11 protein-coding genes are annotated in these 12,728 nt (G+C 62.3%); 8 read left to right on the forward strand and 3 right to left on the reverse strand.

Annotated elements, in window-relative coordinates; genetic code table 11:
* Window positions 1-28 precede the first annotated feature (28 nt).
* On the reverse strand, window positions 29-1,069 hold the full coding sequence (locus ACP7B3_RS11895; RefSeq protein WP_426178843.1) for a low specificity L-threonine aldolase: 1,041 nt from the start codon (window positions 1,067-1,069) through the stop codon (window positions 29-31).
* A gap of 90 nt (window positions 1,070-1,159) precedes the next feature.
* On the opposite strand from ACP7B3_RS11895, the gene ACP7B3_RS11900 reads away from it, so the two are divergent.
* The 8 genes from ACP7B3_RS11900 to fdhA all read left to right on the forward strand — a co-directional run bounded on the left by ACP7B3_RS11900 (window position 1,160) and on the right by fdhA (window position 11,157).
* Window positions 1,160-1,888 carry a TraX family protein gene (locus tag ACP7B3_RS11900; RefSeq protein ID WP_426178844.1) on the forward strand — a complete coding sequence of 243 codons (729 nt, stop codon included), beginning with the start codon at window positions 1,160-1,162 and terminating at the stop codon, window positions 1,886-1,888.
* A 236-nt stretch (window positions 1,889-2,124) separates the two neighbouring features.
* Entirely contained in the window at window positions 2,125-3,378 is a 1,254-nt protein-coding gene (glyA, locus tag ACP7B3_RS11905; protein ID WP_426178845.1) for a serine hydroxymethyltransferase, read from the forward strand.
* Window positions 3,379-3,400: 22 nt separating this feature from the next.
* Window positions 3,401-4,651, forward strand: a complete 1,251-nt coding sequence (locus tag ACP7B3_RS11910) for a sarcosine oxidase subunit beta (protein WP_010207084.1) — start codon at window positions 3,401-3,403, stop codon at window positions 4,649-4,651.
* 15 nt (window positions 4,652-4,666) lie between these two features.
* Entirely contained in the window at window positions 4,667-4,969 is a 303-nt protein-coding gene (locus ACP7B3_RS11915) for a sarcosine oxidase subunit delta (protein WP_010207083.1), read from the forward strand.
* On the forward strand, window positions 4,966-7,983 hold the full coding sequence (locus ACP7B3_RS11920) for a sarcosine oxidase subunit alpha (RefSeq protein ID WP_426178846.1): 3,018 nt from the start codon (window positions 4,966-4,968) through the stop codon (window positions 7,981-7,983). Before ACP7B3_RS11915 ends, ACP7B3_RS11920 begins: the two co-directional genes overlap by 4 nt.
* Window positions 7,984-8,106: 123 nt before the next feature.
* Complete coding sequence (locus ACP7B3_RS11925; protein WP_262209400.1) at window positions 8,107-8,739, forward strand: sarcosine oxidase subunit gamma; 633 nt, start codon at window positions 8,107-8,109, stop codon at window positions 8,737-8,739.
* A gap of 176 nt (window positions 8,740-8,915) precedes the next feature.
* The gene (gene purU, locus ACP7B3_RS11930) at window positions 8,916-9,773 is read left to right on the forward strand and encodes a formyltetrahydrofolate deformylase (RefSeq protein ID WP_426178847.1); all 858 of its coding nucleotides are present in this window, start codon (window positions 8,916-8,918) and stop codon (window positions 9,771-9,773) included.
* Between the two features lie 184 nt (window positions 9,774-9,957).
* The gene (gene fdhA, locus ACP7B3_RS11935; protein WP_034116135.1) at window positions 9,958-11,157 is read left to right on the forward strand and encodes a formaldehyde dehydrogenase, glutathione-independent; all 1,200 of its coding nucleotides are present in this window, start codon (window positions 9,958-9,960) and stop codon (window positions 11,155-11,157) included.
* Window positions 11,158-11,364: 207 nt separating this feature from the next.
* Here fdhA and ACP7B3_RS11940 read toward each other — a convergent pair whose 3' ends face one another.
* Window positions 11,365-12,042, reverse strand: coding sequence for an anti-sigma factor (locus ACP7B3_RS11940; protein ID WP_426178848.1), 678 nt, complete (start codon window positions 12,040-12,042; stop codon window positions 11,365-11,367).
* Entirely contained in the window at window positions 12,039-12,665 is a 627-nt protein-coding gene (locus tag ACP7B3_RS11945; protein ID WP_426178849.1) for an RNA polymerase sigma factor, read from the reverse strand. The genes ACP7B3_RS11940 and ACP7B3_RS11945 overlap by 4 nt, the downstream gene beginning before the upstream one ends.
* Between the last annotated feature and the right edge of the window lie 63 nt (window positions 12,666-12,728).

The raw sequence follows: 12,728 nt of genomic DNA on the forward strand, positions 1-12,728 counted from the left end.
CCCTCTCACATTTTGTTCAGTGGTGAATTCAGGCGCCCATCACTTCGCGGATGTCTGCCGCCAATTCGCGCACGCGCTCTTCTTCGGTGTCCCACGCACACATGAACCGCGCGCCGCCTTTGCCGATGAAGGTGTAAAAGCGCCAGCCCTTGGCCGTCAAGGCCTCGATGGCCGCTTCCGAGAGTTGCAGGAACACGCCGTTGGCTTGCACCGGAAACATCAATTCCACACCAGGAATGTCGGCCACCAGGCTGCTCAGCAATTGCGCGCAGTGGTTGGCGTGGCGTGCCTGTTTGAGCCAGGCGTCGTTTTCCAGCAGGCCCACCCACGGCGCCGAGAGGAAGCGCATTTTCGACGCCAACTGACCGGCCTGTTTGCAGCGGTAATCGAAGTCTTCGGCCAGCTTGTGGTTGAAGAACAGGATGGCTTCACCCACCGCCATGCCGTTTTTCGTGCCGCCGAAGCACAATACGTCCACGCCGGCTTTCCAGGTCAAGTCGGCCGGGGAACAGCCGAGGAACGCGCAGGCGTTGGAGAAGCGTGCGCCGTCCATGTGCAGGTTCAGGCCCAGTTCTTTGCAGGTGGCACTGATCGCACGGATTTCTTGCGGGGTGTACACGCTGCCGACTTCGGTGGCTTGGGTCAGGGTGACCACGCGTGGTTTGGGGTAATGAATGTCCTGGCGCTTGAGCGCGATCTCGCGGATCGATTCCGGGGTCAGCTTGCCGTTTTCGGTGCGGGCGGTGAGCAGTTTGGAGCCGTTGGAGAAAAACTCCGGCGCGCCGCATTCGTCGGTTTCGACGTGGGCGGTTTCCGAGCAAATCACGCTATGGTAGCTCTGGCACAGCGAGGACAGCGCCAGCGAGTTGGCGGCGGTGCCGTTGAAGGCGAAGAAGACTTCGCAGTCGGTTTCGAACAGATTGCGGAAACCGTCGGCGGCGCGGTGGGTCCATTCATCATCGCCGTAGGCGCGCTGATGGCCCTGGTTGGCGAGTTCCATGGCGGCCCAGGCTTCCGGGCAAATGCCGGAATAGTTGTCGCTGGCGAATTGTTGGCTCTTGTCGGTCATGGCCCATTCCTGTGGTCGATGTTGGTGCGCACTGTAACCAAGAATGTTGGGCGGGCGCACGCACTGTAAATGCAAAGTCACTGGGGAATTATGCACGGTACTGAAACGATTCCTGCCAAGCAGGCGCGCGATGGCGCCTTGGACCTGCTCAAGTGGCTGGCGCTGTTGAGCATGGTCCTGGATCACCTGCGCTATGTCGGTTGGAGCCTGGATGGCCTGTACGTGCCGGGGCGCCTCGCATTCCCGTGGTTTTGCCTGGCGATTGCGGCGAACCTGCACCGGGTCAAAGATGCGCCGGTAACGGGCCAATGGCGTTACCTGGGCTGGCTGCTGCTGTTCAGTGTGATCAGCGAAGTGCCGTACCGACTGTTTATCGACGATGCCGATACCTTGAACGTGCTGCCGACCCTGGCGCTGGGCCTGCTGGTTGCCCGAGGATGGCAGCAGAAGGCGCTTGTTGATCGAGGATTGGCGCTGATCGCCCTCGCTTTGGGCGCTGTGTTTACCACGCAGTTGATGTTCGGTTTTTTCGGTGTCTTGCTGCCGCTGGCGATGCTGATGGTGTTTCGTCGACCTTGGTATTTCAGCGTGTTGCCAGGGTTGGTCTGTGTGGCCGCCAATCAATGGCAGATTTTGCTCAACAGCGGCACGCCCGTGGCGCTTTTGGGATTGGCCGCTTGCCTGATCGCGCCATTGGCGGGTTTGGTCTTGTTGCGACAGGCCAAAAACGTCTCGCCTCCGGCCATGCGCCGCTGGGCGTATACCCTTTATCCCCTGCATTTCCTGCTGCTGCTACTCGTGCGCCAGACCCTCGCCTGACCCCTGTGGGAGGGGGCTTGCCCCCGATGGCAGTGTGTCTGCCGACACATGTGCAAGCTGATCCACCGCTATCGGGGGCAAGCCCCCTCCCACATTTGTTCTGCGTTGTTGCCGCTATGTCGTAAACGCACCTTTGCGTGGCGTCCGTAGGCATTTGACCTGTCTGCGCCAGCCCTACCATCGCATCAAAGGGCCCTGCACGGGCCTCAACAATACGAAAGGCTGGGAGAGACGCGATGTTCAGCAAAAAAGACCAGATCCAGGGATATGACGACGCCTTGCTGGCGGCGATGAATGCCGAGGAGCAGCGTCAGGAAGATCATATCGAGCTGATCGCGTCAGAGAACTACACCAGCAAACGCGTGATGGAAGCTCAGGGCAGCGGCCTCACCAACAAATACGCCGAAGGCTACCCCGGCAAGCGCTACTACGGCGGCTGCGAGCACGTGGACAAGGTTGAAGCCCTGGCCATCGAGCGCGCCAAGCAGCTGTTCGGCGCCGATTACGCCAACGTGCAGCCGCACTCCGGCTCGTCCGCCAACAGCGCGGTGTACCTGGCGCTGCTGAACGCCGGCGACACCATCCTCGGCATGAGCCTGGCCCATGGCGGTCACTTGACCCACGGCGCCAAAGTGTCGTCCTCGGGCAAGCTGTACAACGCGGTGCAATATGGCATCAACACCGACACCGGCCTGATCGACTACGACGAAGTCGAGCGCCTGGCGGCGGAGCACAAGCCGAAAATGGTCGTGGCGGGTTTCTCTGCCTATTCCAAGACTTTGGATTTCCCACGTTTCCGCGCGATTGCCGACAAGGTTGGCGCGCTGCTGTTTGTTGACATGGCCCACGTCGCCGGCCTGGTGGCCGCTGGTTTGTACCCGAACCCGCTGCCGTATGCCGACGTGGTTACCACCACTACCCACAAGACCCTGCGCGGTCCGCGTGGCGGTTTGATCCTGGCTAAGGCCAATGAAGAGATTGAGAAAAAACTCAACGCTGCCGTCTTCCCCGGTGCCCAGGGTGGCCCGCTGATGCATGTGATCGCCGGCAAGGCGGTGTGCTTCAAGGAAGCGGCGGAGCCTGGCTTCAAGGTCTACCAGCAACAAGTGATCGAAAACGCCCAGGCCATGGCCAGTGTGTTTATCAAACGTGGCTACGACGTGGTGTCCGGCGGCACCGACAACCACCTGTTCCTGGTCAGCCTGATCCGTCAGGGCCTCACCGGCAAAGAGGCGGACGCTGCCCTTGGCCGCGCCCACATCACCGTCAACAAGAACGCCGTGCCGAATGACCCGCAGTCGCCGTTCGTGACCTCGGGCCTGCGCATCGGCACCCCGGCGGTGACCACGCGTGGCTTCAAAGTGCCGCAATGCATTGAGCTTGCCGGCTGGATCTGCGACATCCTCGACAACCTCGGCGACGCCGACGTCGAGGCCAACGTGGCCAAGCACGTGTCTGCCCTGTGCGCTGATTTCCCGGTTTATCGCTGAGCGCGGTTTTGGAGTAATGACTATGCAACGCTACTCGGGCTTCGGCCTCTTCAAGCACTCACTCAGCCACCACGAAAACTGGCAGAAGATGTGGCGCACGCCCACGCCGAAAAAGGTCTACGACGTGGTCATCGTCGGCGGTGGCGGGCATGGTCTGGCGACCGCCTACTACCTGGCCAAAGAACACGGCATCACCAACGTGGCTGTGGTCGAGAAAGGCTGGCTGGGCGGCGGTAACACCGCGCGCAACACCACCATCGTACGTTCCAACTACCTGTGGGACGAGTCGGCGCACCTGTACGAACACGCGATGAAACTGTGGGAAGGCCTGTCCCAGGACCTGAACTACAACGTGATGTTCTCCCAGCGTGGCGTCTACAACCTGTGCCACACCCTGCAAGACATCCGTGATTCCGAGCGCCGCGTCAGCGCCAACCGCCTCAACGGCGTGGACGGCGAACTGCTCAACGCCAAACAAGTGGCCGACGAGATCCCGTACCTCGACTGCTCGAAAAACACCCGCTACCCGGTACTCGGCGCCACCGTGCAACGGCGCGGCGGCGTGGCCCGTCACGACGCCGTGGCCTGGGGCTTTGCCCGCGCGGCTGACGCACTCGGTGTGGACTTGATCCAGCAGACCGAAGTGATCGGCTTTCGCAAAGAAAACGGCGTGTGCATCGGCGTCGAAACCAACAAGGGTTTCATCGGCGCCAAGCGCGTCGGTGTGGTGACGGCCGGTAACTCCGGGCACATGGCTTCGTTGGCGGGCTTTCGCTTGCCGATCGAATCCCACCCGCTGCAAGCGCTCGTTTCCGAGCCGATCAAGCCGATTATCGACAGCGTGATCATGTCCAACGCCGTGCACGGTTACATCAGCCAGTCCGACAAGGGCGACCTGGTGATCGGCGCCGGCATCGACGGCTACAACGGCTACGGCCAGCGCGGCTCGTACCCGGTGATCGAACACACCATCCAGGCAATCGTCGAGATGTTCCCGGTGCTGTCGCGCGTGCGCATGAACCGTCAGTGGGGCGGCATCGTCGACACCACGCCGGACGCCTGCCCGATCATCTCCAAGACGCCGGTGCCGAACATGTTCTTCAACTGCGGTTGGGGCACGGGTGGCTTCAAGGCCACGCCGGGCTCAGGCAACGTGTTTGCCGCAAGCCTGGCCAAGGGTGAAATGCACCCGCTGGCCGCGCCTTTCTCCATCGACCGTTTCCACAACGGTGCGTTGATCGATGAACATGGCGCTGCGGCCGTCGCCCACTAACAGGAGAAATTCCCTATGTTGCATATCTTCTGTCCTCACTGTGGCGAACTGCGCTCCGAAGAGGAATTCCACGCGTCCGGCCAAGCGCACATCCCGCGCCCGCTGGACCCGAACGCCTGCACCGATGAAGAGTGGGGCGACTACATGTTCTTCCGTGATAACCCGCGCGGGCTGCATCACGAACTGTGGATTCATGCCGCCGGTTGCCGTCAGTACTTCAACGCCACGCGCGACACGCTGACCTACGAAATACTTGAAACCTACAAGATCGGCGAGAAGCCGCAATTTACCGCCAAGGCTTCTGGAGAGAAGGTATGAGCCAGATCAATCGCCTGTCCAACGGTGGCCGCATCGACCGCAATAAAGCCCTGACGTTTACCTTTAACGGCCAGAGCTACAAAGGCTTTGAAGGCGACACCCTGGCCGCCGCCTTGCTGGCCAATGGCGTCGATATCATCGGCCGCAGCTTCAAGTATTCGCGCCCACGCGGCATCTTTGCCGCCGGCGCCGAAGAGCCCAACGCGGTGCTGCAGATCGGCGCCACCGAAGCCACCCAGATTCCCAACGTGCGCGCCACACAACAGGCGCTGTACCAGGGTTTGGTCGCCACCAGCACCAACGGCTGGCCGAGCGTTAACAACGACATGATGGGCATTCTCGGCAAGGTCGGCGGCAAGCTGATGCCGCCGGGTTTCTACTACAAAACCTTCATGTACCCGCAATCGTTCTGGATGACCTACGAGAAGTACATCCGTAAAGCGGCTGGCCTTGGTCGTTCGCCAACCGAGAACGACCCGGACACCTACGACAACATGAACCGTCACTGCGACGTGCTGATTGTGGGCGCAGGCCCTGCCGGCCTGGCGGCTGCGTTGGCGGCTGCGCGCAGCGGCGCTCGGGTGATCATTGCTGACGAGCAGGAAGAGTTCGGCGGCTCCTTGCTGGACTCGCGCGAAAGCCTCGACGGCAAGCCAGCAGTTGAGTGGGTTGCCAGCGTGATTGCTGAGCTGAAAGCCTTGCACGATGTGGTGCTGCTGCCCCGCGCTACGGTCAACGGTTACCACGACCATAACTTCCTGACCATTCACGAACGTCTCACCGATCACCTCGGCGACCGTGCGCCGATTGGTGTGGTGCGCCAGCGCATTCACCGGGTGCGCGCCAAGCGTGTGGTGCTGGCGACCGGCGCGTGCGAGCGCCCATTGGTGTACGGCAACAACGACGTGCCGGGCAACATGCTCGCCGGTGCGGTCTCGACTTACGTGCGTCGCTACGGCGTGGCACCGGGCAAAAAACTGGTGCTGTCGACCAACAACGACCACGCCTACCGCGTGGCGCTGGACTGGTTTGACGCCGGCCTCAGCGTCGTCGCCGTCGCCGATGCCCGCCACAACCCACGTGGCGCGCTGGTTGAAGAAGCCCGCGCGAAAGGCATTCGCATCCTCACCGGCAGCGCCGTGATCGAGGCGCGTGGCAGCAAGCACGTGACCGGCGCGCGCGTGGCGGCCATCGATGTCAAAGCCCACAAAGTCACCAGCCCCGGCGAGTGGCTGGACTGCGACCTGGTCGCCAGCTCCGGCGGCTACAGCCCGGTAGTTCACTTGGCCTCGCACCTGGGCGGCAAGCCAACCTGGCGTGAAGACATCCTCGGTTTTGTGCCGGGCGAAGCACCGCAAAAACGCGTTTGCGTCGGCGGCATCAATGGCGTCTACGGCCTGGGCGATTCCCTGGCGGATGGTTTTGAAGGCGGCGTGCGCGCAGCCAGCGAAGCCGGTTTCGCGCCGGTGGAAGGCACCTTGCCGAAAGCCTTGAGCCGTCTCGAAGAGCCGACCTTGGCGCTGTTCCAGGTGCCGCATGAAAAAGCTACCGCACGGGCGCCGAAGCAATTTGTCGACCTGCAAAACGACGTGACCGCCGCCGCCATCGAACTCGCCACCCGCGAAGGTTTCGAGTCGGTCGAGCACGTCAAACGCTACACCGCGCTGGGTTTCGGCACCGACCAGGGCAAGCTCGGCAACGTCAACGGCCTGGCCATCGCCGCCCGTTCGCTCAACGTGACCATCCCGCAGATGGGCACCACCATGTTCCGCCCCAACTACACGCCGGTCACCTTCGGCGCTGTCGCGGGCCGCCACTGTGGGCACATTTTCGAGCCGGTGCGCTACACCGCGCTGCACGCCTGGCACGTGAAAAACGGCGCCGAGTTTGAAGACGTCGGCCAGTGGAAGCGCCCGTGGTACTTCCCGCGCAATGGCGAAGACCTGCACGCCGCCGTCAAACGCGAATGCCTGGCCGTGCGCGACAGCGTCGGCCTGCTCGATGCGTCGACCCTGGGCAAGATTGACATTCAAGGCCCGGACGCCCGCGAGTTTCTCAACCGCATCTACAGCAACGCCTGGACCAAGCTCGACGTGGGCAAGGCGCGCTACGGCCTGATGTGCAAGGAAGACGGCATGGTCTTCGACGACGGCGTGACCGCCTGCCTCGCTGACAACCACTTCCTGATGACCACCACCACCGGCGGCGCCGCTCGCGTATTGCAGTGGCTGGAAATTTACCAACAGACCGAGTGGCCGGACCTCAAGGTGTACTTCACCTCGGTCACCGACCATTGGGCAACCATGACCTTGTCCGGCCCCAACAGCCGCAAGCTGCTGGCCGAAGTGACTGATATCGACCTGGACAAGGACGGCTTCCCGTTCATGACCTGGAAAGAAGGCCTGGTCGGCGGCGTGCCGGCGCGGGTGTTCCGTATCTCGTTTACCGGTGAGCTGTCGTTTGAGGTCAACGTGCAGGCCGACTACGCCATGGGCGTGCTCGAACAGATTGTCGAGGCCGGCAAGAAGTACAACCTGACCCCGTACGGCACCGAGACCATGCACGTGCTGCGGGCCGAGAAGGGTTTCATCATCGTCGGCCAGGACACCGACGGCTCGATGACCCCGGACGACCTGAACATGGGCTGGTGCGTAGGCCGTACCAAACCGTTCTCGTGGATCGGCTGGCGCGGGATGAACCGTGAAGACTGCGTGCGTGAAGAGCGCAAGCAACTGGTGGGCTTGAAGCCGATTGATCCGACCGTGTGGCTGCCGGAAGGCGCGCAGTTGGTGTTCGATCCGAAGCAGACGATCCCGATGAAGATGGTCGGTCACGTCACCTCAAGCTATGCGCATAACTCGCTGGGTTACTCGTTTGCGATGGCGGTGGTGAAGGGCGGTTTGAAGCGCATCGGCGAGCGGGTGTTCTCACCGCAGGCCGATGGCAGCGTGATCGAGGCGGAGATTGTGTCCTCGGTGTTCTTTGACCCGAAAGGTGAGCGGCAGAACATCTGATAGACCGAGGCGCCTGTATCGGGGGCAAGCCCCCTCCCACATGTTGAAATGCATTCCCCTGTGGGAGGGGGCTTGCCCCCGATGAGGCCATTAGCCGCACAACAGAATTCAGATAGGTGCTTTATGACAGCAGCCAATGTTTACCAACAACGCCCCACCACCGGTGCCAAGGCCGAGTCGTCGCTGCATCATGCCGACCTCGCCAGCCTGGTCGGCAAGGGTCGCAAGAATGCCGGCGTGACCGTGCGTGAAAAGAAACTGCTCGGCCACCTGACCCTTCGTGGCGATGGCCACGATGCGGCCTTCGCTGCCGGCGTGCACAAAGCCCTCGGCATCGAATTGCCTGGCGCCCTGCAAGTCATCATTAACGGCGAAACCAGCCTGCAATGGCTCGGCCCGGATGAGTGGCTGCTGGTGGTGCCAAGCGGTGAAGAATTCGCCGCCGAGCAAAACCTGCGCGCCGCCTTGGGCGACCTGCACATCCAGGTCGTCAACGTCAGCGGCGGCCAGCAAATCCTCGAACTCAGCGGCCCGAATGTGCGCGACGTGCTGATGAAGTCCACCAGTTACGACGTGCACCCCAACAACTTCCCGGTGGGCAAGGCGGTGGGCACGGTGTTCGCCAAGTCGCAACTGGTGATCCGCCACACGGCCGAAGACACCTGGGAGCTGGTGATTCGTCGCAGCTTCTCGGACTACTGGTGGTTGTGGCTGCAGGATGCGTCCGCCGAATTCGGCCTGAGTGTTCAAGCCTGATCGAATGAACACAAGAGGGCTGTTGTGGCGAGGGGGCTTGCCCCCCGTTGGAGCGCGCAGCGGTCCCAATAAGGTCAGCGCATTTTTTCTGCAATAACCGAGTGGCGGGTTTTGGAGCTGCTTCGCAGCTCAACGGGGGACAAGCCCCCTCGCCACAAGGGCCTGAGGATTCCAGCATGAGCCGCGTACCTGATACATGGATTTTGACCGCCGACTGCCCCAGCGTGCTCGGCACGGTGGACGCGGTCACCCGCTACCTGTTCGAACAGGGCTGCTACGTCACCGAGCACCATTCGTTCGATGACCGCCTCTCGGGCCGGTTTTTTATTCGTGTGGAATTCCGCCAGCCCGACGGTTTTGACGAGCAGGCGTTTCGCGACGGCCTGGCCACGCGCGGTGAAGCCTTTGGCATGATCTTCGAGCTGACGGCGCCGAACTACCGGCCAAAAGTGGTGATCATGGTCTCCAAGGCCGATCACTGCCTCAACGACCTGCTGTACCGCCAGCGCATCGGCCAACTGTCGATGGACGTGGTCGCGGTGGTGTCCAATCACCCTGATCTCAAGCCGTTGGCCGACTGGCACCAGATTCCCTACTACCATTTCCCCCTCGACCCCAACGACAAACCGTCCCAGGAGCGTCAGGTGTGGCAAGTGATTGAAGAGACCGGCGCCGAACTGGTGATTCTTGCGCGCTACATGCAAGTGCTGTCGCCGGAGCTGTGCCGCAAGCTGGATGGCAAGGCCATCAACATTCATCACTCGTTGCTGCCGGGGTTCAAGGGCGCCAAGCCGTATCACCAGGCCTACAACAAGGGCGTGAAGCTGGTCGGCGCTACCGCGCATTACATCAACAATGACCTGGACGAGGGCCCGATCATTGCCCAAGGCGTGGAGGTGGTGGACCACAGCCACTATCCCGAGGATTTGATTGCCAAGGGGCGGGATATCGAAGGGCTGACATTGGCCCGGGCGGTGGGGTATCACATTGAGCGGCGGGTGTTTTTGAATGCCAATAGAACGGTGGTGCTCTGACTGACGTCATCGGGGGCAAGCCCCCTCCCACCTTTGATGTGTGAATGCAGTCAACTGTGGGAGGGGGCTTGCCCCCGATGACGCCCTAACAAACAACGCAAAAACAGCATCTGTAACCCGAGCACTTAAACGCGCTGCCTGCCTGGGCAACGCGGTTCCATAAAAACAACAGCGAGGTGAAAGCATGTCTGGTAATCGTGGTGTCGTGTATCTCGGCAACGGCAAGGTCGAAGTACAGAAAATCGACTATCCCAAAATGCAGGACCCCCGTGGCAGGAAGATTGAGCACGGCGTCATCCTGCGCGTGGTCTCCACCAACATCTGCGGCTCCGACCAACACATGGTGCGCGGCCGTACCACCGCACAGACCGGCCTGGTCCTGGGGCACGAAATCACCGGCGAAGTGATCGAGAAGGGCAGCGACGTCGAAAACCTGAAAATCGGCGACCTGGTCTCGGTGCCGTTCAACGTGGCGTGCGGCCGCTGCCGTTCCTGCAAAGAACAACACACCGGCGTGTGCCTGACCGTCAACCCGGCCCGTGCCGGTGGCGCCTATGGCTATGTCGACATGGGCGACTGGACCGGCGGCCAGGCCGAATACGTGCTGGTGCCGTACGCCGACTTCAACCTGCTGAAACTGCCGGACCGCGACAAGGCCATGGAGAAAATCCGCGACCTGACCTGCCTCTCCGACATCCTGCCCACCGGCTACCACGGCGCCGTCACCGCCGGCGTCGGCCCGGGCAGCACGGTGTATATCGCCGGCGCCGGCCCGGTTGGCCTGGCCGCAGCCGCTTCGGCACGGTTGCTGGGCGCCGCCGTAGTGATCATCGGCGACGTCAACCCGATCCGCCTGGCACACGCCAAAGCGCAGGGCTTTGAAATTGCCGACCTGTCCAAAGACACGCCTCTGCACGAACAGATCGCCGCACTGCTGGGCGAGCCGGAAGTTGACTGCGCCGTCGATGCCGTAGGCTTCGAAGCCCGTGGCCACGGCCATGAAGGCGCCAAGGCAGAAGCGCCGGCCACCGTGCTCAACTCGCTGATGGGCGTGGTCCGCGTGGCGGGCAAAATCGGCATTCCTGGCCTGTATGTCACCGAAGACCCAGGCGCTGTCGACGCCGCCGCGAAGATGGGCAGCCTGAGCATTCGCTTCGGTTTGGGCTGGGCTAAATCCCACAGCTTCCACACCGGCCAAACCCCGGTGATGAAGTACAACCGCCAGCTGATGCAGGCGATCATGTGGGACCGCATCAACATTGCCGAAATCGTCGGCGTGCAGGTCATCAGCCTGGATGACGCGCCGCGTGGGTACGGCGAGTTCGATGCAGGTGTGCCGAAGAAGTTTGTGATCGACCCGCATAAGTTGTTCAGTGCGGCGTAAGGCTTAGGCCAAACAAAAGGGCGACCCATGGGTCGCCCTTTTTGCGTCGAGTGCTTAAGCCTGCAAGTGCCGTGAGCAAGTCGCCTGGCCGACGAAGATCAAAATGTGGGAGCGGGCTTGCCTGCGATGGCGGCGGGCCAGTTGACCTATCCTTGGCTGACCCACCGCTATCGCGGGCAAGCCCGCTCCCACAGGGGTTGAGTGGTGTCAGCGGGAAGCCAGTGCGCCTTGGTACAGCACCGGTCCGGTTGGTTGGCCCGATGGCGAACCGCCTTGTGGTTCCAGGCTGACCGCGAGGGTCACGGGTGCCGTCAGCAGTGCCTGCTGTTCCTTGCTCAACTGGATTCGGCCCTTGCCGGCACTAGGCACCAAGCCCAGGGAAATCGGCTTTCCGCCAGCCGGGATGACCCACAGTTCCAGAGCGCGCGTCGGCTCTACAGCCGCCAACGTCAACGGCTCCACTTGCAGGTGATCGCCAAATGCCTGGATCTGCAGCGCCGGTTGCTGGTTGGCCGCGACCAGCGTGGCGTTGTACTCGGCGCCGATATCACGCTGATAAAGCACGCCGACCAACACGGCGACGACGACCGCGCACGCAGCCGCCAGCAGACGGAAGTTCATCCAGAACGGCTTCTTCGCTGGCACATGCAGCACTTGCGGCTCGATCCGTGCCTTGATGCCTGCCCACACATGATTCGGCACCGGGCGTTCGGGCAGTGCGCCGGTCAGGCTGGCGAGGGCATCCTGCCAGTGGCCGAGTTCGACGCGCAGCGCGGCGTCTTCCAGTAACAGGGCGTCGAAGCGCCGACGGGCGGTAGCCGGCATCAGGCCGATCGCGTAGTCGGCGGCCAGGGCGCGGCGCAGGGCGGTGGTTTGATAGTTCATGATTCAAGGCACCTGCGCAGGCGCTCCATGCCACGGCGAATCCAGGATTTGACCGAGCCCAGGGGCGCGGCCAAGTGTTCGGCCAGTTCCGAGCACGACAGGCCCTGGAAGTAAGCCACGGTGATCGATTGGCGCTGCATGCCATCGAGGGTGTCGAGGCAGCGGTTCAGGGCGCGGGCTTCGCGCTCGTTGTCGAGCTGTTCGTGGGCGCTGGGGCCGTCGTCGAGCAGGGCGTCCTGCTGGCCGTCGGCCAAGGGCTGTTCGCGGTGCTTGCGCAACTGGTCGATGGCCAGGTTACGGGTGATGTTCACCATCCAGGTCATCGGCGCCGCCAGGTGCGCCTCGTAGCGCGAAGCGTTGTACCAGATGCGCACAAAGGCTTCCTGGAGCACTTCTTCAGCCAGGTCCTTGCGCCCCATGAACCGGAATGCAACTCCGTGCAGGCGTGGCGAGACACTGCGGTAGAGAGTCTCGAACGCCTGGCGGTTGCCCAGGGCGCACTGCGCCAGCAGGGGCTGCAACGGGTCAGCATCGTTGGTGGAAATAGGGCTTCTCCAGGCTCTCGAACGAGGGCGACGGGACTGCGCACGGTAGGCAGAGGGTAGTCCAGCTTGAGCATTCATTCCATCCGACTCCGAGCGGTGCATGCTGGGTATACGCGCGGTAGGGGGATTTGGATGCAGCTT

This window comes from Pseudomonas sp. TWRC1-2 (assembly GCF_049896685.1).
In the GTDB taxonomy this organism is placed as follows: domain Bacteria; phylum Pseudomonadota; class Gammaproteobacteria; order Pseudomonadales; family Pseudomonadaceae; genus Aquipseudomonas.

Coding starts and splice junctions, on each gene's coding strand:
- ACP7B3_RS11895 (WP_426178843.1), bottom strand. CDS start 1,069: ATGACCGACAAGAGCCAACAATTCGCCAGCGACAACTATTCCGGCATT.
- ACP7B3_RS11900 (WP_426178844.1), top strand. CDS start 1,160: ATGCACGGTACTGAAACGATTCCTGCCAAGCAGGCGCGCGATGGCGCC.
- glyA (WP_426178845.1), top strand. CDS start 2,125: ATGTTCAGCAAAAAAGACCAGATCCAGGGATATGACGACGCCTTGCTG.
- ACP7B3_RS11910 (WP_010207084.1), top strand. CDS start 3,401: ATGCAACGCTACTCGGGCTTCGGCCTCTTCAAGCACTCACTCAGCCAC.
- ACP7B3_RS11915 (WP_010207083.1), top strand. CDS start 4,667: ATGTTGCATATCTTCTGTCCTCACTGTGGCGAACTGCGCTCCGAAGAG.
- ACP7B3_RS11920 (WP_426178846.1), top strand. CDS start 4,966: ATGAGCCAGATCAATCGCCTGTCCAACGGTGGCCGCATCGACCGCAAT.
- ACP7B3_RS11925 (WP_262209400.1), top strand. CDS start 8,107: ATGACAGCAGCCAATGTTTACCAACAACGCCCCACCACCGGTGCCAAG.
- purU (WP_426178847.1), top strand. CDS start 8,916: ATGAGCCGCGTACCTGATACATGGATTTTGACCGCCGACTGCCCCAGC.
- fdhA (WP_034116135.1), top strand. CDS start 9,958: ATGTCTGGTAATCGTGGTGTCGTGTATCTCGGCAACGGCAAGGTCGAA.
- ACP7B3_RS11940 (WP_426178848.1), bottom strand. CDS start 12,042: ATGAACTATCAAACCACCGCCCTGCGCCGCGCCCTGGCCGCCGACTAC.
- ACP7B3_RS11945 (WP_426178849.1), bottom strand. CDS start 12,665: ATGAATGCTCAAGCTGGACTACCCTCTGCCTACCGTGCGCAGTCCCGT.